The sequence below is a fragment of the Nocardioides sp. BE266 genome, from assembly GCF_031457855.1.
Classification (GTDB): domain Bacteria; phylum Actinomycetota; class Actinomycetes; order Propionibacteriales; family Nocardioidaceae; genus Nocardioides.
On the sequence record NZ_JAURTI010000008.1, the window covers coordinates 1 to 18,863 of the forward strand.

Consider the following 18,863-nt stretch of genomic DNA (forward strand, 5'->3'; position numbering starts at 1 on the left):
GGCCCGGCCGGCCCATGCTCTTTCTGCTTTTGCCTCTGCCTTCCGCCTCTCTCTGCGGCCCCCCCCCCCCCCCCCCGGGGGGGGGGGCCCCCCCCCCCCCCCCCCCCCCCCCACGACCGGACCCCACCCCTCCGACGGGAGCGAGACGATGAGCGACACCCTCAGCCAGCAGGTCTGGCGCGACTGGCCCGCGCTCGCCGAGCTCGACGCGTCGGTCGTCACCGTCGGTGTCTTCGACGGCTTCCACCGCGGCCACGTCGCGCTCGTCGAGGCCGCCCTGGCGGAGGGCCGCCGGCTCGGCCTGCCGACCGTCCTCGTCACCTTCGAGCCGCACCCGCTCGTGGTGCTCGCCCCCGAGCGGGCACCTCGCCAGCTCCTCTCCGTCGACGACCGCGTCGAGCAGGCGCTCTCGCTCGGCCTCGACGGTGTCGTCGTGCTGCCGTTCACCCGCGAGCTCGCGGCGCAGCCCGCGGCCGACTTCGTCGAGCAGGGCCTGGTCGCCCGGCTCGGCGTGCGGTCCCTCGTCGTGGGCGACAACTTCCACTGCGGGCGCGGGGGAGAGGGAGACGTCGCCTTCCTCGCCGCGGCCGGCCGCCGGCTCGGCTTCGACGTCAGCGGTGTCGACCTCGTCTGCCACGGCGAGCGCACCTGCTCCTCGACGGAGGTACGCCGTGCGCTCGCCGCGGGCGACCTGGCCACCGCCCGCGACCTGCTGGGTCGCAGCGACCCGCGCATCGCGGCCGTGGTCGACTGAGCCCGTGGGCTTCACGCACGAGACGCTTCCGCAACGGGTCCGCTTCGCCGCCGGCGAGGCGGACGCAGCCGTGCGCGAGGAGGTCGAGCTGCTCGGCGCCCGGCGGGCGATGGTCATCGCCTCACCACGTGGCACCGAGGTGGCGCGCGCCGTCACCGCCGGGATCGAGGTCGCGGTGCTGCACGACGGCGTACGCGAGCACGTGCCCCTGGAGATCGCGGAGGCCGCCCGTGCGGTCGCCGCCGAGCACGACGTCGACGTCGTCGTGAGCGTCGGAGGCGGTTCCGCGACCGGGCTCGGCAAGGCCGTCGCGTTGACCACCGGGTTGCCCCTCGTCGCCGTGCCGACGACGTACGCCGGCTCGGAGGCCACGGATGTCTGGGGCCTGACCACCGACGGCACCAAGACGACGGGCACCGACCGCCGCGTGCTCCCGCGCTCGGTGGTGTACGACGCTGCGCTCACGCGCGACCTCCCGGCCGGGCTCACCACGACCAGCGGGCTCAACGCCCTGGCGCACGCCGTCGACGCCCTCTGGGCTCCGCGCGCCGACCCGATCAACGCGGCCCTCGCCGGGGAGGGCGTACGTGCGCTGGCCGTCGCTCTGCCCGCCGTGCTCGACGCACCGCACGACCTCACCGCCCGGGAGCGGGTGCTCTACGGCACCTACCTCGCTTCCGCCGCGTTCGCGTCGTCGGGCTCAGGGCTGCACCACAAGATCTGCCACGTCCTCGGCGGCCGCTTCGACCTGCCGCACGCCGCGACCCACGCGATCGTGCTGCCACACGTGCTCGCGCTGAACGCGCCGCACGCCCCCGCCGCGGACCGGCGCCTGGCCGAGGCCTTCGGCTCCACCTCTGCGGTGCTCGGCCTCGCCGACCTCTACGACCGGCTCGACGCGCCACGGAGCCTCGCCGAGCTCGGTCTCCGCGACGACCAGGTCGCCGAGGCCGCCGCGGCGATCCTGCCGTCCGTGCCGCCGTCCAACCCGGCTCCCGTCGACCTCGGGGTGCTCGAGGTGCTGCTCCGCTCCGCGCTGCACGGCTGATCGGTCCACCCAGTAGGACGGTCGGCAGGAGCACCTCACCCTCCGGGTCGAGAATGGTCGTGTGGACACCGACGAGACTCCCCAGGCCGAGCTGCTGCGGCTCCGGTCGAGCATCGACAACCTCGACGCCGCGCTCGTCCACCTGCTCGCGGAGCGCTTCAAGTGCACCTCGCAGGTCGGCCGGCTCAAGGCGGCGGCGGGCTTCCCGCCCGCGGACCTCGACCGGGAGGAGCGCCAGATCGCCCGGCTGCGCCGGCTCTCGGAGGAGAGCGGGCTCGACCCCGTCTTCGCGGAGAAGGTCCTCGGCGTGATCATCGCCGAGGTGATCCGCAACCACGAGGCGTTCGCCAACGAGGCGTGACCAGCAGCGTCTGACCTGCGCCTATTCCACCCAGTGGAAGCGCCGGGTGCCGCCGCGGTGGCAGCCTCTCTACGGTCCCTGCCATGACGAGCACCCGGACCCAGGTCGCCATCGTGGGCGGCGGCCCCGCCGGCCTGATGCTGTCGCACCTGCTTCACCGGTCGGGGATCGAGAGTGTCGTGGTCGACCACCGCAGCGTCGAGGAGATCCGGACGACCCACCGCGCCGGGATCCTCGAGCGCGACAGCGTGCGGCTGCTGGCCGAGACCGGTGTCTACGAGGCCGGCCACGAGCGGGTGATCACCGACGGCGACCGGCACGGCGGCATCTACCTCCGCTTCGGCGGCGAGAGCCACCACGTCGACTTCGAGCACCTCGTCGGCGCCTCGGTCTGGCTCTACCCGCAGACCGACGTCTTCGTGGACCTCCACGCCGCGCGGACCCGCGACGGCGGCGACGTGCGCTACGGGATCACCAACACGGCAGTGCACGACGTCGACGGCGACCGCCCCCGGGTGACGTACGACGACGAGGCGGGGCTGCCGCACGAGGTGACCGCCGACCTCGTGGTCGGCGCCGACGGATCCCGCTCGATCTGCCGCAACCTGGTCGAAGGGCACAGCCGCTACACGCGCGAGTACCCCTTCGCGTGGTTCGGCATCCTCTGCGAGGCACCGCGGTCGAGCGACGAGCTGATCTACGCCCGGTCCGACCGCGGGTTCGCGCTGGTCAGCCAGCGCACCGACAGCGTGCAGCGGATGTACTTCCAGTGCGACCCGGCCGAGGACGCGAGCGCCTGGTCCGACGACCGGATCTGGAGCGAGCTCCAGGCGCGGCTCGCCGGGCCCGACGGCTTCGAGCTGAAGGAGGGGCCGGTCATCGAGCGGACGGTGCTGCCGTTCCGGTCGTTCGTCCAGACCCCGATGCGCAGCGGTCGGCTGCTGCTCGCCGGCGACGCCGCGCACACGGTGCCGCCGACCGGCGCGAAGGGCCTCAACCTCGCGCTCGCCGACACCCGGGTCCTCGCTGAGGTGGTCGAGCGGGCGCTCGGCAAGGGCGACCTCGACGCGCTCGAGGAGTACACCGACCGCGCGCTTGCGCGGGTGTGGAAGGCGCAGCACTTCTCCTACTGGATGACCACGATGCTCCACCAGGTGCCGGGCCAGCAGGAGCACCGGGACTTCGACGAGCTCCGCCAGCTCGGCGAGCTCACCAGCCTGGTCTCGTCCGAGGCCGGCGCCACCTACCTCGCGGAGGGATACACCGGATGGCCGACAGCATGAGCGGGCTCGAGCCGCAGGAGGTCATCGACAAGGAGATGGCCGACCTCTCCGCGTCGTATCAGGAGGCGGGCGTCGAGGAGACCCAGCCGCGGCGCGACTACGCGCCCTACCGCTCGTCCCTGCTGCGCCACCCCACCAAGGACCTCCAGCAGGTCGACCCCGAGGGCATCGAGCTGTGGGCGCCGGTGTTCGGCGCACGCGACGTCGGCGAGCTCGAGTCCGACCTCACCATCCAGCGTGGCGGCGAGCCGGTGGGGGAGCGGATGGTCGTGACCGGCCGGGTGCTCGACGGCGACGGACGGCCGGTGCGCCACCAGCTCGTCGAGATCTGGCAGGCCAACGCCGGCGGGCGCTACATCCACCAGCGCGACCAGCACCCGGCCGCGCTCGACCCGCACTTCACCGGCATGGGCCGCTGCCTCACCGACGCTGACGGCACCTACCGGTTCACCACGATCAAGCCCGGCCCCTACCCGTGGCGCAACCACCACAACGCCTGGCGGCCGGCGCACATCCACTTCTCGCTCTTCGGCACCGACTTCACCCAGCGGCTGGTGACCCAGATGTACTTCCCGGGCGACCCGCTCTTCGACCGCGACCCGATCTACCAGTCGATCGTCGACGCGCGTGCCCGCGAGCGCCTGGTGGCGACCTACGACCACGACCTGACCCAGCACGAGTGGGCGACCGGCTACCGGTGGGACATCGTGTTGACTGGATCGCACCGCACCCCGCTCGAGTCGGACACCGAGGAGGACCACGCATGACGCCCACCCCGACTCCCGGCCAGACCGTGGGGCCGTTCTTCCACTACGCGCTGCCCTACGACGGCGACGACGAGCTGGTGCCGCGCGGCGCGCCCGGCGCCGTACGGCTGCACGGGATCGTGTACGACGGCGCCGGCACGCCGGTGCCCGACGCCCTGATCGAGCTCTGGCAGGCCAACGCCTCCGGCGAGGTCGTGCAGCAGGCGGGGTCGCTGCACCGGGACGGCTGGACCTTCACCGGCTTCGGCCGCAGCGCCACCGACCGCGAGGGCCGCTACTCCTTCACCACGCTGGTGCCGGGGGAGTCAGCGCCGTTCTTCGCGATCACCGTCTTCGCCCGCGGGCTGCTGCACCGGCTCTTCACGCGGGCCTACCTGCCGGGTCGGACCGACGCGTTCCTCGACGGGCTCGACGCCGACCGGCGGGCCACCCTCGTGACCACCGCCGACCAGGACGGCTTCCGCTTCGACGTACGCCTCCAGGGCGAGGACGAGACGGTCTTCCTCGACTTCGGCGATGAGTGACCTGCTCTGGCCGGGTGACCGCCGGGCCGGGTCGCTCTTCACCGACGAGGCGTTCGTGCGGGCGATGGTCGCGGTCGAGTCGGCGTCGGTCGGCGCCGAGCTCGACGTCCCCTTCGGTCCGTTCGACGCGGAGGCCGGCGGCAACGCGGTCATCCCGCTCGTCGAGGCGTTGAAGAAGGCCCACCCCGACCTCGACGTGCACACCGGGCTCACGTCGCAGGACGTGCTCGACACCGCGCTCGTGCTGATGCTGCGCGAGGCCGGGGGCGCGGTGCGCGCGGACCTGGCCTCGGCGACCCGGGCCCTCGACGACCTCGCAGCGCGGCACGGTGACACCCCGATGGTCGGCCGGACGCTCACCCAGTGGGCGTTGCCGATCACCTTCGGCCACAAGCTCGACGCGTGGCGCTCGGGCCTGGCGGCAGCCGACGAGGATCTGGTCTCGCTGTCCTTCCCGGCGCAGTGCGGCGGCCCGGTGGGCACCCTGCGCGACGGCCGGATCGCTGCGCGCCTCGGCCTCGACGACGTACCTGCCTGGCACACCGACCGCCGGCCGATCACCCGGATCGCCGACGCGCTCACCGCGGCCACCGACGCGTGCGGGCGGATCGCGCGCGACGTGCTCGAGCTGTCCCGGCCCGAGATCGGCGAGGTCTCCGAGGGCTCCGGCGGCGGCTCGTCGTCGATGCCGCACAAGGCCAACCCGGTGCTGTCCGTGCTGGTCCGACGGGCGGCGCTGACCACGCCCCAGCTGCTCGCGACGCTCCACCTCTGTGCCGCAGACCAGGTCGACGAGCGCGCCGACGGTGCGTGGCACGCCGAGTGGGACACGCTGCGCCTGCTGGCACGGCGTACCGCCGTCGCCACCAGCCAGACCGCCGACCTGCTCGACCGCCTCCAGATCCACCCGGACCGGATGGCCGCCAACCTCGCCGCCGCCGACGCGGCCCGCTGACCCCACCAGGAGGTGCCATGACGAAGTACGACGACGGCATGGAGGTTCGCCGCGAGGTGCTCGGCGACGCTCACGTCGACCGCGCGACCGAGCGGATCACCGACCTCGACCGCGACTTCCAGACCATGATCACGGAGTACGCGTGGGGCACGGTCTGGACCCGGCCCGGGCTGGACCGACGCACGCGCTCGCTGATCACGATCACCGCGCTCATCGCGCGCGGCCACCACGAGGAGCTCGCGATGCACCTGCGCGCCGCGCTCCGCAACGGTGTCACGAGGGAGGAGATCGGCGAGACCCTGCTGCAGAGCGCGATCTACTGCGGCGTCCCCGACGCCAACTCGGCCTTCCGCATCGCGCGCGAGGTGTTCGCGGAGGCGGACGACTGAGGCGTGGCCGCCTCGCCTCCGGAGATGTACCTTCCCAGTTGAAGGCGCAACCAGGAGGACGAGCATGACTGCGATCGACCGTGCCGCCATCGAGGCCGAGCGCGAGCGGATCCGCTCGACGTACCTCCAGCCCGACGAGAGCCGACCGGCGTCGAGCGCCCGCGGCCTGCACCACTTCGCCGTCGTCGCGCGCGACGTCGAGGAGACCGTGCGGTTCTACCAGGAGGTGCTCGGGTTCCCGCTGACCGAGATCTTCGAGAACCGCGACTACGAGGGCTCCAACCACTTCTTCTTCGACATCGGGCACGGCAACCTGCTCGCCTTCTTCGACTTCCCGGGGCTCGACATCGGGCCCTACGCCGAGGTGCTCGGCGGGCTGCACCACATCGCCATCTCCGTCGAGCCCGAGGCCTGGGCGCGGCTCAAGGGCAACCTCGACTCCGCAGGTGTCGAGTACCTCGAGGAGAGCGGCACCTCGATCTACTTCCGCGATCCCAACGGGGCGCGGCTCGAGCTGATCGCCGACCCTTTGGGGGAGATGTACGGCACCAAGGTGCTGTAGTCGATGGCTGGCATCACCGCTGGCTGATTCCGCCGGTGCGGCCGGTGCGGTTCGCTGGTGCGGTGACGACCGACACACCGGACATCGAGTGGCAGGCGCAGTGGATCTCCCCGACGGCGACGGGGGACGTGCCCGGGCGCCGACCGGCGTACGCGCTGCGCGGCTCGGTCCGCGTTGACGCGCCCGTACGCCGCGCGACGTGGCACGCGACCGCGCACGGGATCTACGAGCTGTCGATCGACGGCACGCGCGTAACGGCCGACGAGCTCACGCCCGGCTTCACGGAGTACGCGCACCACACCCAGGTGCAGACCTACGACGTCACCGCGCTCCTCGGCGAAGGGGCGCACACGCTCGACGCGCTCCTCGCGGACGGGTGGTACCGCGGCCAGGTCGGCATCCTGCGCGCCACGGACCAGTGGGGGACGGAGACGGCCTTGCTCGCCCAGCTCGAGCTCGAGCACGCCGACGGCTCCCGCACCGTCGTCGGCACGGACGCCGCCTGGCAGTGGTCGCCTTCGCACATCGTGGCCGCCGACCTGATCGAGGGGCAGCGCGAGGACCGGCGCCTCGTCGACTCCTTCTCCTGGCAGCCTGTTGCCGTCTCCACTCGTGGGTACGACACCCTGGTGGCGCCGGTCGCGCCGCCGGTGCGGGCGGTGGAGGAGCTCCGCCCCGTGTCGGTCACCTCGCCCCGGCCCGGGGTGTTCGTCGTCGACCTCGGCCAGAACATCAACGGCCGGGTGCGCCTCACCAGCCTCGGCCCGGCCGACACGGAGATCACCCTCACCCACGGCGAGGCGCTCGGCCCCGGCGGCGACGTGATGATGACGCACCTCCAGCCGGCCATGCCGTTCCTGCCCGAGCCGCTGAGTGCCGGTCAGGTCGACAGCGTCGTCTCGGCCGGTGTCCAGGGCGACGTGTTCGAGCCGCGCTTCACCACCCACGGCTTCCAGTACGTCCGCGTCGAGGGCCACCCCGGCCCGCTCACCGCCGACGACGTCACGGGAGTCGTCGTGCACACCGACATGGGGCGGCGCGGCTCGTTCTCGTGCGATGTGGACCGGTTGAACCGGCTGCACGACGCGGCCGTGTGGAGCTTCCGCGGCAACGCCTGCGACGTGCCGACCGACTGCCCGACGCGCGAGCGCGCCGGCTGGACGGGTGACTGGCAGCTCTACGTGCCGACGGCGTCGTACCTCTATGACGTGCAGGGGTTCTCGCAGAAGTGGCTGCGCGACCTCGCCGTGGCGCAGTGGCCCGACGGCAACCTCGGCAACATGGCGCCCATGCCGGTCGCGGAGAAGACCGGCTTCCTCGAGAAGATGAACGGCTCCGCCGGCTGGGGCGACGCGATCGTGCTGGTGCCGTGGGAGCTCTACAGCGAGTACGGCGACACCGCCACGTTGTCGGCGATCTGGCCCGCGATGGTGGGGTGGCTCGACCGCGTCGAGCGGATGGCGTCAGGCTCCCGCCACCCCGACCGCGTCGCGAAGCACCCCGAGCCCGAGCCGCACGAGCAGTACCTCTGGGACACCGGCTTCCACTGGGGCGAGTGGCTCGAGCCCGGGGGAGAGCCCTCGGACTTCCCGGCGTTCATCGCGATGGACAAGTCCGACGTGGCGACGGCGTTCTACTGCTGGACCGCCTCCCACGCGGCCCGGATCGCCTCGCTGATCGGGGAGTCGTCCGCCCGCTACGAGGCGCTGGCCGAGGGTGCGCTCGCGGCCTGGCGCACCGAGTACGTCGCCCCCGACGGCCACATCACGCCGCACACCCAGGCCAACCTCGTGCGCGCCCTGACGTTCGGGCTGGTGCCGCCGGAGCACCGGCAGCGGGCGGCCGACGACCTCGCCGCGCTGGTCCGTTCCGCGGGGACCCACCTGCAGACCGGCTTCCTCTCGACCCCCGACCTGCTCCCCGCCCTCGCCGACCACGGCCACCTCGACCTGGCGTACGAGCTGCTCCTCCAGGACTCCGAGCCCTCCTGGCTGACGATGATCGACCGCGGCGCCACCACGGTCTGGGAGCGCTGGGACGGCATCCGCGAGGACGGCTCGGCCCACGAGTCGCTCAACCACTACTCCAAGGGCGCGGTGATCTCGTTCCTCCACCGCCACGTCGCCGGGCTCCAGCGCCTCGAGCCGACGTGGACGCGATTCCGGCTCGCGCCTCAGCCCGGCGGCGGGATCACTCGCGCCTCCACGTCACACCTGTCGGTGCACGGGCTCATCTCGGTGGCGTGGGATGCCTCTGACGGCTTCTCGCTGGAGGTCACCGTGCCGGACGGGTGTGTGGCCGAGGTCGTGCTTCCGAGCGGAGAGACGTACGAGGTCGGCTCGGGGTCGCACACCTTCTAGTCCACGCTCGGGTGGAAGGCGTCACGCGTCATCGCCCGGGTGCGGGCCCCGGCACCGGCCCGACCACTCGCCGGGCGACTCGGGCAAGCAGCAAGGGCGACGGGTGCCACACCATGGCGTCCGCGGGATCCCAGGCGTAGGACGGCACGACGCGTCCTGGCTCGAGCAGGGCACGGAGGCCGGGCATCGCGAGCGCGTCGGCCGACCATTCGTACAGCTCCTCGAGCCTCGGCAGGACCACCCCCACGTCGACGAGGTGGCCGAAGCCGTGCTCGGCCGCGACGTACGACTCCACGTCCTCACCGAGTGGGTAGTCGTCGGGCAGGATCCGCGACAGCGACAGGAAGACGCCGGTCATGCCGAGCCGCGGATCTCCCAACGGCCGGCCGAGGAGCGCGAGCCGCCCGAGTGCCAGTCGGGGCTCGGCCACCAGGGCGTGGGCGAGGAGGACCCGAACGAGGACCAGGTTGATGAAGAAGCGTTCGACGCGACCCTCCTGCCATGCCACGGGCTCGTTCGCCAGGTACGCCGACACGATCGAGGTGTTGTGCCCTCGGTACCACGTGCGCGCCGTCGGCCGTTCGATGAAGTCGAGCGTCGCCGCCGCCCCGGGAGTGCGAGGTCGGCCCGCGCGCCCGAAGGCCAGCGCCGATGCCTCACAGACGTCGCGCAGCAGCGACTCGTTCAGGGTCCGCCACCACGGGCTGCCCGGAGTCGCCGACGACGGGGGAGCGAGCAGCCCACGCCGCAGCTGCCACCCCATGAAGGCCGAGGCAGCGCGCCGGTATGGCAGGTAGCCGCGGTCCACGTCGGGCGGCAGTCGGTAGAGCTCGCGCAGGAGCTCCAACCTCGACTCGGGGAGGTCGCGCACCCGCGACACCCGCTCATCGGCGTACGCCGCCGCTGTGGCTTCCACCATCGATCGATCCTGACAGGACGCCGGCCTGGGTGGTCTCGAGCCAGACCAGCTCCACGGGCTCGACGTACGACGCGATGTGCTCCTCGCGGTCGCACGACCCATCACTGGCGTTGGTGTGGCTGACGTCGGGCGCCAGGATCTCCCGCACCCGACGGGCGTCCCCGGACACCGAGGCCGCGGTCCGCGCAGTCACCACCTCGGCCACGGCCTCCTCGTCGGCACCCACGTCCCCAGTCTCGCCGGAGAAGGGAGCCGGGGCCAGAGCTCGCGCGCCGACGTCCGTCGGCGTTGTTCAGCCGAGGCACGCCGTCATCCGGATCGAGACGAGCAGGCCTGGGATCTCTGCCCCAACTTGGCCGCGTAGCGCGTCGGCAGATCGGTCGGGAACCAGCGGGCGTACTCCTCCTTCATGCCGGCGACGTCGCCCGGTTCGGTGAGCAGCACCCCCACATCAGAGGCGATCGTGTGGTCACAGGCGGCGGCGTGACGGATTTCGGGTCGCACCGAGTCCAGTGGGGTCTACGTCCGCTTGGGGAACGCGCCTTTCCAAGCGTCGAGGTCACCAGCGGAAACAGTCACACCCCTCTTGCTCACCACATCGGGGACCTTCCGGTGGAGAGCGCTGGCGAGCCCGACCTGATTCGAGTGCGAAAGCTCGCCGGCCCGTTCGAACCGCACGAGCAGATCCATGATCTGGCTCAGATTCTGCTGTTCGTGAGCTGCGTCCTCCTGCTTGGACTCGTCCAGCAGGTATATCGCTTGGCTGGCCAGGAGCGAGACGAATATTGGTCGAAGGTTCGGAGCATTGTTCCAAGCACCTTCAACGACGGCAACGCCGACGCTCCGCCGCTGAGTGCCGCCGGTGAAGTACTCCAACGACTTGAGCACGATGTCTTCGTAGCGCTGCTCACCGCGCTCAGCTGCCGCTGCCTTCCTGTCGAGATACCCGTAGGTGGCAACGACGACACTGATCAGGGCGGTGAGCAGAGCTGCCACGAGCGAGATGATGTCCTCGGACTTGAACGTGGACACCTTCTTGACGGTGATTGTGGCTATGCCGGCAAAGACGACCACCGTGAGCGCCATGAGGACGAAAGCCCAGACATCCTTCGAGCGCTCCCCGGTGCCTGGCACGCGCGTGCGATCCGAGGCGGCGTCCGCCAGCACAGCCATCTTTGAGATTTAGACCTCGGACTGTGCCAACGTCAATAGCGCGTTGCGGAAGAGTTCCTGCATGACAGCGATCCCCGACCTCGACGACCACGGCATGGTGGCGCTCGTCCATGGCCAGGCCGTCGAGGCGGGGATGGACACCGGCGCGACCTCGACGACGAACTGGTGGTCCCACGCGACACGCACCCAGTGCGTCTGCGATGCGCGGATCCACGGCACGGCCCTCCCGGAAGGCGACGGGTCGAGCTCGAGCGTCTGTCGCTCGCGCCCGGCCGACTGCTCGGACCAGCATCGCGCGCTGTGCCGCACAAGTCACGGCGGACCAGACAGCCGCGGCGCAGTCCATTCGCCGCCGGGGGCGAGCGCGGAGGTCAGGCGTGGGTCTCGATCGGCCGCCCGCTGTTGAGCGCGACCATCTCCGGCCAGAGGGCGGGGATGATCAGCGGCGTCGGGGGCTCGTAGTCGGGGAACAGCTCGACGTAGGCCCGGTGGAGGTTGCAGACGACACGCTCGCCCTCGGGCCAGTCGGCGTACGGTCCTCCGGCTGCCTTCTGCGCGGCCTCGAGCGGCGTCAGCCCGGAGTCGTACGACGACCGCGCGAGGTCGGCGATCCAGTCGACGTAGCCGATGAGGTCGTCGAGCACGCGCCCCACCTCGTCGCCCCGGCAGGCAGGTCCGTGGCCAGGGAGGAGCGCCACGGGAGCCAGGTCCTTCATGGCGAGAGCAGCCGACCGGAAGCCGGCCAGCGAGCCCTCGAGGAAGATCGGGTGCCCGCCGGAGAAGGCGAGGTCCCCGGCGAACATCACGCGCTGCGACGGCAGCCAGACGCCGATGTCGTTCGTCGAGTGCGCCGGCCCCATCACCTTCAGCTCGACCGCGAAGTCGGACAGGTGCAGCGAGATGTCCGAGCCGATGGTCAGGTCCGGCGGCCGCACGACCAGGTCGCCGTAGTCGGCGGGCAGTTCGGCGGTCGCCTTGAGCTGGGCGCGGATGACGCCCTCGCGGCAGAGGTCGTGGCCGATGATCGTCGTCGATTCGGGGAGGAAGCCGTTGCCGTAGGTGTGGTCGGGGTGGTGGTGGGTGTTGACCAGGATCCGGGGCGAGCGAGGTGTCACACCGCCGACCTCGGCGAGCAGCGAGCGGTTGCGCTTCTCCGTCGACGTGGTGTCGACGAGCACGGCGTCACCGGCGTCGTCGACGACGAAGCCGCAGTTGTTCACCATCCAGCCGCCGTCGGGCTGCACGTAGGCGAACACCCCCGGCGCGAGCTCGTCGAGGTAGGCCTTGCCGTCGTCCCAGGTCATGCGCCAAGTCAGCCCGACGGTGACGGTCACCACAAGGCTGACGGCCATCACCAGCACCGATCACTGGCATGCGCGACGACCGGTTCCGAACCCGCGACGGAGTTGGTTGACTGAGGTCGTGACACACGAGACGCAGGGGCAGGTGCGCCTGCCGCTGCTCCTCGTGCTCGCCTCTGCCGCCGCGGTCGCGCCGGTGTCCACGGACCTCTACCTCCCTGGGTTCCCCGCGATCGCGGCGGCGCTCGACGCGAGCCCCAGCGGCGTACAGCTCACGCTCACCGCATTCCTCATCGGCCTCGCGTTCGGGCAGCTGGTGATGGGTCCGGTCTCGGACAGGTACGGCAGGCGCGGTCCGTTGCTCGCCAGCGCCACCGTCTGCGTCGTCGCGGGCGTCGTGTGCGCCCTCGCGCCCAGCCTGCCGGTCCTGATCGCCGCACGTGCGGTGCAGGGCTTCGCCGGCGCCGGCGGCATGGTGATCGGGCGCGCCGTCATCGCCGACATCGTCACCGGCCGCGCGGCCGCGCGGGCCTTCACGCTGATGCTCACCGTGGGCGGCATCGCCCCCGTGCTCGCGCCGCTCATCGGTGGGCTGCTCGCGGACCCGGTCGGTTGGCGCGGCCTGCTCTGGACCGTCACCGGCCTGTGCGTGGCGATGCTGGTCGCCGTGCTGCTGGTCCTCGAGGAGACCCACCCGCCCGAGCGGCGTACGACGGGGGAGACCTCGGCGCTCACGGCGATGCGCTCGGTCGTCGGCAACGGCCGCTTCCGTGGCCCGGTCGCAGTCCTCGCGTGCACCTTCGGCGTGCTGATGGCCTACGTCTCGTCCTCGCCGTTCGTCTACCAGAACGTGGTCGGCCTCAACGAGGTGCAGTACGGCCTCGCCTTCGGCGTCAACGCTGTCGGCCTGATCAGCGCGGGCTACGTCTCGAGCAGGGTCATCGACCGCTGGGCACCGGCGACCGTGCTCCGCACGTGCATCGGCGTCCAGCTCGGCGCCACCCTGACGTTCGTGGCGCTGGCGGCGACGGACGCACCGGCCTGGACCTACCCGGTGCCGATCTTCGTCGCGGTGATGAGCAACGGCGGGATCATGGGCAACGCGGCAGGCCTGGCGATGTCGGAGGTCCGGCCGGTGGCCGGTGCGGGGAGCGCCGTGCTCGGGTTCACCCAGTTCGCGCTCGGTGCGCTCGTCTCGCCGCTGGTGGGCCTCGGCGGTGACCACTCCGCGCTCGTGCCGGCCGTCGTGATGGCGTGCGCCTCGGGCCTCGGGTTCACCGCCAGCCGGCTCGCCCTGCACTCACCCGTCGGCCAGGTCGTCCTCGACCGAGACGGCGACGTCGTAGAGCAGCTCCCGTAGCCACACCACGGCGGGCTCGGTGTCGCGACGGGGGTGCCAGTGCGCGGCCTCGGTGATCCGGACCGGCTCCAGCGGGGTGGAGGCGATGGCGAGGCCGAGGATGTCGGCCGACTTCCGGGCCAGTCGCGACGGCACGAAGGCGCACATCCCGGTGCCGCTCACGGCAAAGGGGAGCACGAGCAGGCTGGAGACCCGGACGAGCACCGTGCGGTCGACGATCCCGGCGCGCTCGAGCTCGACCTCCAGCGGCCGCCGCCGCGCGCCCGCGGCGCCGAACTCGGCGACGGCGTGCGGCATCTGCTGCAGGTCGTCGATCGACAGCGCACCCTCGCGCACGCGGGGGTTGTCGCGGTCCACGACGCACACGAGCTCGTCGGTGAACACCGGCTGCGTGCGGCCCGGGAACTCGAAGCCGAGCGGGCCGACGATGAGGTCGCGGCGCAGCAGCTGCGCCTCGAACTGGCCGGCGCCGACGTTGACCGGGTCGAGCGCGAGGGAGCACCCGGGCGCCTGCGCGGCGAGGTGCCGCATGAGGGGCTCCGACAGCACCGTCATGGCGTACTCCGACATGCTCACCGCGAAGGGGCGCGAGCTCGAGGAGGGGTCGAACGCGCGCTGGTTTCCCAGCAATCGCTCGGCGGCCTCGACGGCGTCCGCGACCGCCGGCTTGAGGTCCTCGGCGAGCGGCGAGAGCTCGAAGCCACGGCCGACGCGGACGAGCAGCTCGTCGTCGAAGTGCTTGCGCAGCCGGGCGAGCGCGCCGCTCATGGCCGGCTGGCTCATCGTCATCCGCTCGCCGGCGTGGGTGAGGTTCTTCTCCTCGAGGAGCGCGTGCAGTGACAGCAACAGGTTCGCGTCGACGTCTCGGAGCCTCTCCCTCACAGGGTGTGACAGTAGTCTCACCACCCATGACGCTGGGAGGAATCGACCTCAACCTCTTGATCTCCCTGAAGGTGCTCCTCGAGGAGGGCAACGTGACCCGCGCGGGTCAGCGTCTGGAGCTCAGCCAGCCCGCGATGAGCGCCTCGCTGGCCCGCCTGCGACGCCGCTTCGACGACGAGCTCCTGGTGCGCGCCGGCCGCGACTACGAGCTCACGCCGCTGGCCAAGGACCTGCTGCCGGAGGTGCAGCACGCCGTACGCCTGCTCAGCCGCGCGCTGCGGCTGGAGGACCAGTTCGACCCGACGACCAGCGAGCGCACGTTCCGGCTGTCGATGAGCGACTACGCCATCTCCGTCGTCCACGAGCCGCTGCTCCGCCTGATCGAGTCGACCGCACCAGGGGTGCGACTCGAGATCGAGGGGCTCGGCGTCGACATCCGCAGCTCCGAGAAGGTGCTCGTCGACTTCGACGCCCTGATCGCGCCGCTGGGCTTCGGCTTCCCCGGCGCCTCCCGCCCGCTGTGGCGCGACCGGATGGTGCTGATGGCGTCGTACGACCACCCGCGCCTGCACGAGGGAGGTCTCACCCTCGAGGCGCTCGCCGAGGTGCCGCACGCCGTCGCCGGCTTCGGCCCGGGCATCCTGACCCCGGCCGACCGGGTCTTCGGCGAGCTCGGGATCACCCGCCACGTCGCCCTCCAGGTGCACGGCTTCCTGCCGCTGCCCTTCGTGATCGCCGGCACCGAGATGGTCGCGGTGGTGCCGGAGCGCCTGGCCCGTACGCATGTGCGCGAGGGCGGTCCGGTGGTCATCGTCGAGCCGCCCTTCGACGAGGTGGTGCTCGCCGAGGGCTACTGGTTCGGGCGCGACCGGATGTCCGACCCCGCCCACCGCTGGCTGTTCGCCCGCTTCGACGAGCTCGCGGAGGGGCTGGTCGAGGAGCCGGCCGGGGACCTCGCTACGACGTGACCCAGTGGTTGCGGTTGGTCGCGCCGTCGGGTCCGGCCAGGTGGCCGACGAACACGCCCCGCGGGTCGCGGGCCGAGCGGATCGCCTCGAGCCGCTCCCAGTTGTCGTCGGCCATGAAGCGGACCTGGCGGTGGGAGAGGTCGGAGTCGCCGAGGTACTGGCCCGCGGTCACCGGCTCGAGGTCGGCCATCGCGTCGTCGAGCCACGCCCGGCAGCGCTCGTCGTCGGACTCGTCGTCCCAGCACGTGTAGGCCGCGAGGTAGATCTCCGACTGCATCGAGAACGCCATGTCGGGCAGCTCGCGCAGCGGCGCCATCGAGAACCAGATGGTGAACGCCCTGGGGTGGGGGAGCGTCGTGAACGCCTTGCGCATCGCCGGCACCACCTCGGCGGAGGAGCCGGTGAGCCAGGCGTTGTCGACGGCCCACCGATGGCCTTCCGGGTTGTCGTCGAGCTGGCGCTTGCGCTGCTCGGCGATCGTCGTCGGGACGGCATCGAGCACCATCAGTGCCCGGTCGAGCGCTGGGCTGGCCCGGAACGGCGCCAGGGCCCGCTGGGCGTCGTCGTCGGAGTCGACGAGCGCGAGCGCGGTGACCAGCAGCACCGGGTCGGGCGAGACGGTCAGGTCGGTCTTGGTCAGCGCCACGATCTCGACGGTGTCCTCGACCGTGTGGTGGGTGTCGTGCAGCCAGGTCATCACCTCGTCGAAGTCGGCGAGGTCGTAGGCCTGGACGGTGAGCCCGAGGTGCTGCGGGCGGGGGAGCGTGCGCAGGTGGAAGCGGGTGACGACGCCGAAGAAGCCGGGGCCTGCGCCCCGGGCGGCCCAGAAGAGGTCGGCGTTCTCGTCGGCGGAGGCCCGGACCAGCTCACCGTCGGCGGTCACCACGTCGAGGGCGACGACGTACTCCGCCGCCCAGCCCCACCCGCGGGCGTTCCAGCCCTGGCCGCCCTGCAGCAGGAAGCCGCCGATGCCGACGCTGGGGCAGTGGCCGCCGGGGAAGAACCGGTCGCGCTCCTCGAGGAACGGGCCGAGCTCGAGGCCGCCCTTGACCGACGGGGTCGCGGACACGACCTGCGTCTCCTCGTCGTAGGTGATCTCCCTGAAGTCGCCGAGGTCGATCACGAGCGCGTCGCTGCGCACCGACCACTGCGCCCAGCTGTGCCCGCCGGAGCGTACGGCGACCTGCCAGCCGCGCTCGACGGCCAGCCGGACCGCCGCGACGACCTCGTCCTCCGACGTCGGGCGGACCACTGCGGCCGGCTGGCGGTCGGTCAGCCGCCGGTTGAAGATCCGGTCGACCCGCGCCTCTTCGAACCCAGCGGCGCCGACCTCGATCACGCGGGTGCCACCAGGGCGCCGAGGGTCTCGCCCATGATCCGGCCCGGGTCGGCACCCGGGGTCTCCGGGTGCATCTCCCACTCGGCGAGGGTGAGGCTGTTGTCCAGCACCATCTTCACGCGCGGGAAGCGGCGCTCCATGAAGGCCGGCAGCACGTCCTCCACCGCGTCGCCCGAGGTCAGCATCTCGGCCAGGATCACCGCGTCCTCGGCGCACATGGCGGCGCCCTGGGCGATCAGCGGCGGGCAGGCGTGGGCCGCGTCGCCGATGATGATCGTGCGGCCGCGGTGCCACGGGGAGTCGACGCAGATGGCCTCGATCCACGCATAGTTGACGATCGCGTCGTCGGCGAGGCTGTCGCGCACCTGGCCCCAGATGCCGCCGTAGCCCTGGCCGCGCTCCTTGAGCAGCGCGCCGTTCGGGCCCTCTCCGATGAAGGAGCGGTCGAGGTTCTCCTCGAGCAGGAAGGCGTAGCAGAGGTCCTCGGAGATCGGGGTGTAGCCGGCCTTGTACTTCGGCCCGCCGAAGTAGAGCTCCGAGCAGTCCATCTCCGGCGGCCGCTTGGCGACGGTCCGCCAGATGCCCATGCCGACCGGCTGAGGCTTGGTGTCGATACCGATCATCTCGCGCACCTTCGACCGGATCCCGTCGGCGCCCACGAGCAGGTCGGCGGTCTCCACGGTGCCGTCGGCGAGCGTGACGCGCACCGAGTCGCCCTGGTCGTCGATCGCCGTCAGCGTCGTGCCGAGCCGCACGTCGACCCCGGCCTCGTCCAGCATCTCCTCGATCAGGTCGGCGATGTCGCCGCGCACGGCGCCCATCGTGCCGGGGAGGTCCGGCCCGCCCATCGGGGGCGTGGGCATCTCGGCGACGACGTGGCCGTCGGGGGTCTTCATCCGCAGGTGGCTGAAGGCGAAGCCGCGCTCCTTGAGGCGGTCGTAGAGACCGACCGCGTCGAACGCCTTCAGCGCGTTGCCCTGGAGCGTGATGCCGTGGCCGACGCCGCCGAGCTCGCTGCGCTGGTCGACGAGCACGACCTCGACGCCGCGCTGGCGCAGCCCGAGCGCGAGCACGCCGCCAGCGATGCCGCCGCCGATGATGACGACCTTGCGGACCTGCGTGTCGGCGCTCATGCGCTGACCTCCTCGTACATCGATGCGCGCGAGCCGGTGATCCAGCCGACGACGTGGTCGCGGTCGCAGCCCTTGGCGGGCACGTCGGCGACCTTGCGACCGCGGTTGAGGATGACGATCCGGTCGGCGACCTCGTAGCAGAGCGGGAGGTCGTGGGTGACGACCACGATCGCGATGCCCTGGTCGGCCATCCGCCGGATCAGGCTCTGGACGTTCTTCGTCTGCTCGTATCCGAGGGCGGCCGTGGGCTCGTCCAGCAGCAGTACGCCGCCTCGCTCGCCGCTGACCCGGATGGCGCTGCGGGCGATCGCGACCACTTGGCGCTGGCCGCCCGACAGCATCTCGACCGGGCGCGTCATCGACGCCGTACGCACGCCGAGGCGGTCGAGCTCGGCCTCCGAGCTCTTGCGCATCGCCTTGCGGTCGACGAAGCCGAGCCAGCCGAGCGGGCCGCGGCGCAGGGTCTCCTGGCCCATGTTGAGGTTGGTCGAGATGTCCTGCGGCTCGACCAGCGAGAGGTCCTGGTAGACCATCTGGATCCCCGCGGCCGAGGCGTCGCTCGGCGCGTGGAAGGTGTGCTCCGTGCCGTGGACGCTGATCGTGCCGTGGGTGGGGCGGTGCGCCCCCGACATCACCTTGAGCAGCGTCGACTTGCCGGCGCCGTTGTCGCCGAGGAGCGCGACGACCTCACCGGGGTTGACGTGGATGTTGATGTCGGCGAGCGCCCGGACGAAGCCGTAGTGGAGCTCGATGCCGCGGAGCTCGAGGGCGGGAGCAGTCATGGC

General features: G+C 71.8%; 21 protein-coding genes. 12 read left to right on the plus strand and 9 right to left on the minus strand.

Annotated features, from left to right (window positions below; all coding sequences use genetic code 11):
• Positions 1–148: 148 nt before the first annotated feature.
• From J2X46_RS20340 to J2X46_RS20385, 10 genes are all read left to right on the plus strand, one after another.
• On the plus strand, positions 149–754 hold the full coding sequence (locus tag J2X46_RS20340; RefSeq protein ID WP_310253807.1) for an adenylyltransferase/cytidyltransferase family protein: 606 nt from the start codon (positions 149–151) through the stop codon (positions 752–754).
• Between the two features lie 4 nt (positions 755–758).
• Positions 759–1,802: an iron-containing alcohol dehydrogenase gene (locus J2X46_RS20345; RefSeq protein ID WP_310253809.1), complete on the plus strand. Its 1,044-nt coding sequence runs from the start codon at positions 759–761 to the stop codon at positions 1,800–1,802.
• 61 nt (positions 1,803–1,863) lie between these two features.
• Complete coding sequence (locus J2X46_RS20350) at positions 1,864–2,163, plus strand: chorismate mutase (protein WP_310253811.1); 300 nt, start codon at positions 1,864–1,866, stop codon at positions 2,161–2,163.
• An 83-nt stretch (positions 2,164–2,246) separates the two neighbouring features.
• A complete protein-coding gene (locus J2X46_RS20355; RefSeq protein ID WP_310253813.1) occupies positions 2,247–3,446 on the plus strand; it encodes a 4-hydroxybenzoate 3-monooxygenase in 1,200 nt (399 codons plus the stop codon).
• A complete protein-coding gene (pcaH, locus tag J2X46_RS20360) occupies positions 3,431–4,213 on the plus strand; it encodes a protocatechuate 3,4-dioxygenase subunit beta (RefSeq protein ID WP_310253815.1) in 783 nt (260 codons plus the stop codon). Before J2X46_RS20355 ends, pcaH begins: the two co-directional genes overlap by 16 nt.
• Positions 4,210–4,737 carry a protocatechuate 3,4-dioxygenase subunit alpha gene (gene pcaG, locus J2X46_RS20365; RefSeq protein ID WP_310253816.1) on the plus strand — a complete coding sequence of 176 codons (528 nt, stop codon included), beginning with the start codon at positions 4,210–4,212 and terminating at the stop codon, positions 4,735–4,737. The genes pcaH and pcaG overlap by 4 nt, the downstream gene beginning before the upstream one ends.
• Complete coding sequence (locus J2X46_RS20370; protein WP_310253817.1) at positions 4,730–5,692, plus strand: lyase family protein; 963 nt, start codon at positions 4,730–4,732, stop codon at positions 5,690–5,692. The genes pcaG and J2X46_RS20370 overlap by 8 nt, the downstream gene beginning before the upstream one ends.
• A 17-nt stretch (positions 5,693–5,709) precedes the next feature.
• Positions 5,710–6,081: a 4-carboxymuconolactone decarboxylase gene (gene pcaC, locus J2X46_RS20375; protein ID WP_310253819.1), complete on the plus strand. Its 372-nt coding sequence runs from the start codon at positions 5,710–5,712 to the stop codon at positions 6,079–6,081.
• A gap of 64 nt (positions 6,082–6,145) precedes the next feature.
• Positions 6,146–6,643 (plus strand): VOC family protein, encoded by a 498-nt coding sequence (locus J2X46_RS20380; protein WP_310253820.1) that lies wholly within the window; start codon positions 6,146–6,148, stop codon positions 6,641–6,643.
• A gap of 62 nt (positions 6,644–6,705) precedes the next feature.
• Positions 6,706–9,003, plus strand: coding sequence for a family 78 glycoside hydrolase catalytic domain (locus J2X46_RS20385; protein ID WP_310253822.1), 2,298 nt, complete (start codon positions 6,706–6,708; stop codon positions 9,001–9,003).
• A 28-nt stretch (positions 9,004–9,031) separates the two neighbouring features.
• Here J2X46_RS20385 and J2X46_RS20390 read toward each other — a convergent pair whose 3' ends face one another.
• The 5 genes from J2X46_RS20390 to J2X46_RS20410 form a co-directional block, all read right to left on the minus strand.
• Positions 9,032–9,922 carry a hypothetical protein gene (locus J2X46_RS20390; RefSeq protein ID WP_310253823.1) on the minus strand — a complete coding sequence of 297 codons (891 nt, stop codon included), beginning with the start codon at positions 9,920–9,922 and terminating at the stop codon, positions 9,032–9,034.
• On the minus strand, positions 9,888–10,148 hold the full coding sequence (locus J2X46_RS20395; RefSeq protein WP_310253825.1) for a hypothetical protein: 261 nt from the start codon (positions 10,146–10,148) through the stop codon (positions 9,888–9,890). The genes J2X46_RS20390 and J2X46_RS20395 overlap by 35 nt, the downstream gene beginning before the upstream one ends.
• Positions 10,149–10,231: 83 nt before the next feature.
• Entirely contained in the window at positions 10,232–10,426 is a 195-nt protein-coding gene (locus J2X46_RS20400; RefSeq protein WP_310253826.1) for a hypothetical protein, read from the minus strand.
• 15 nt (positions 10,427–10,441) lie between these two features.
• A complete protein-coding gene (locus tag J2X46_RS20405; RefSeq protein ID WP_310253828.1) occupies positions 10,442–11,095 on the minus strand; it encodes a hypothetical protein in 654 nt (217 codons plus the stop codon).
• A gap of 371 nt (positions 11,096–11,466) precedes the next feature.
• The gene (locus J2X46_RS20410) at positions 11,467–12,399 is read right to left on the minus strand and encodes an MBL fold metallo-hydrolase (RefSeq protein ID WP_310253829.1); all 933 of its coding nucleotides are present in this window, start codon (positions 12,397–12,399) and stop codon (positions 11,467–11,469) included.
• A gap of 118 nt (positions 12,400–12,517) precedes the next feature.
• On the opposite strand from J2X46_RS20410, the gene J2X46_RS20415 reads away from it, so the two are divergent.
• The gene (locus tag J2X46_RS20415) at positions 12,518–13,756 is read left to right on the plus strand and encodes a multidrug effflux MFS transporter (RefSeq protein ID WP_310253831.1); all 1,239 of its coding nucleotides are present in this window, start codon (positions 12,518–12,520) and stop codon (positions 13,754–13,756) included.
• Here the strand turns inward: J2X46_RS20415 and J2X46_RS20420 are convergent.
• Positions 13,697–14,638 (minus strand): LysR family transcriptional regulator, encoded by a 942-nt coding sequence (locus J2X46_RS20420; protein WP_310253833.1) that lies wholly within the window; start codon positions 14,636–14,638, stop codon positions 13,697–13,699. The genes J2X46_RS20415 and J2X46_RS20420 overlap by 60 nt on opposite strands.
• A 26-nt stretch (positions 14,639–14,664) precedes the next feature.
• Here J2X46_RS20420 and J2X46_RS20425 point away from each other — a divergent pair, with 26 nt between their 5' ends.
• Complete coding sequence (locus J2X46_RS20425) at positions 14,665–15,606, plus strand: LysR family transcriptional regulator (RefSeq protein ID WP_310253835.1); 942 nt, start codon at positions 14,665–14,667, stop codon at positions 15,604–15,606.
• Here J2X46_RS20425 and J2X46_RS20430 read toward each other — a convergent pair.
• The 3 genes from J2X46_RS20430 to J2X46_RS20440 are packed head-to-tail and all read right to left on the minus strand — an operon-like array spanning position 15,596 to position 18,860.
• Positions 15,596–16,945 (minus strand): FAD-binding oxidoreductase, encoded by a 1,350-nt coding sequence (locus tag J2X46_RS20430; RefSeq protein ID WP_310253837.1) that lies wholly within the window; start codon positions 16,943–16,945, stop codon positions 15,596–15,598. The genes J2X46_RS20425 and J2X46_RS20430 overlap by 11 nt on opposite strands.
• Positions 16,942–18,078 (minus strand): FAD-dependent monooxygenase, encoded by a 1,137-nt coding sequence (locus J2X46_RS20435; RefSeq protein WP_310253839.1) that lies wholly within the window; start codon positions 18,076–18,078, stop codon positions 16,942–16,944. The genes J2X46_RS20430 and J2X46_RS20435 overlap by 4 nt, the downstream gene beginning before the upstream one ends.
• Positions 18,075–18,860 carry an ATP-binding cassette domain-containing protein gene (locus J2X46_RS20440; protein WP_310253841.1) on the minus strand — a complete coding sequence of 262 codons (786 nt, stop codon included), beginning with the start codon at positions 18,858–18,860 and terminating at the stop codon, positions 18,075–18,077. The genes J2X46_RS20435 and J2X46_RS20440 overlap by 4 nt, the downstream gene beginning before the upstream one ends.
• Between the last annotated feature and the right edge of the window lie 3 nt (positions 18,861–18,863).

What these genes read in the sequence shown, in the direction of transcription:
- J2X46_RS20340 (WP_310253807.1), top strand. Translation starts at nt 149, where the DNA reads ATGAGCGACACCCTCAGCCAGCAGGTCTGGCGCGACTGGCCCGCGCTC.
- J2X46_RS20355 (WP_310253813.1), top strand. Translation starts at nt 2,247, where the DNA reads ATGACGAGCACCCGGACCCAGGTCGCCATCGTGGGCGGCGGCCCCGCC.
- pcaH (WP_310253815.1), top strand. Translation starts at nt 3,431, where the DNA reads ATGGCCGACAGCATGAGCGGGCTCGAGCCGCAGGAGGTCATCGACAAG.
- pcaG (WP_310253816.1), top strand. Translation starts at nt 4,210, where the DNA reads ATGACGCCCACCCCGACTCCCGGCCAGACCGTGGGGCCGTTCTTCCAC.
- J2X46_RS20370 (WP_310253817.1), top strand. Translation starts at nt 4,730, where the DNA reads ATGAGTGACCTGCTCTGGCCGGGTGACCGCCGGGCCGGGTCGCTCTTC.
- pcaC (WP_310253819.1), top strand. Translation starts at nt 5,710, where the DNA reads ATGACGAAGTACGACGACGGCATGGAGGTTCGCCGCGAGGTGCTCGGC.
- J2X46_RS20380 (WP_310253820.1), top strand. Translation starts at nt 6,146, where the DNA reads ATGACTGCGATCGACCGTGCCGCCATCGAGGCCGAGCGCGAGCGGATC.
- J2X46_RS20390 (WP_310253823.1), bottom strand. Translation starts at nt 9,922, where the DNA reads ATGGTGGAAGCCACAGCGGCGGCGTACGCCGATGAGCGGGTGTCGCGG.
- J2X46_RS20405 (WP_310253828.1), bottom strand. Translation starts at nt 11,095, where the DNA reads ATGGCTGTGCTGGCGGACGCCGCCTCGGATCGCACGCGCGTGCCAGGC.
- J2X46_RS20410 (WP_310253829.1), bottom strand. Translation starts at nt 12,399, where the DNA reads ATGACCTGGGACGACGGCAAGGCCTACCTCGACGAGCTCGCGCCGGGG.
- J2X46_RS20425 (WP_310253835.1), top strand. Translation starts at nt 14,665, where the DNA reads ATGACGCTGGGAGGAATCGACCTCAACCTCTTGATCTCCCTGAAGGTG.
- J2X46_RS20435 (WP_310253839.1), bottom strand. Translation starts at nt 18,078, where the DNA reads ATGAGCGCCGACACGCAGGTCCGCAAGGTCGTCATCATCGGCGGCGGC.
- J2X46_RS20440 (WP_310253841.1), bottom strand. Translation starts at nt 18,860, where the DNA reads ATGACTGCTCCCGCCCTCGAGCTCCGCGGCATCGAGCTCCACTACGGC.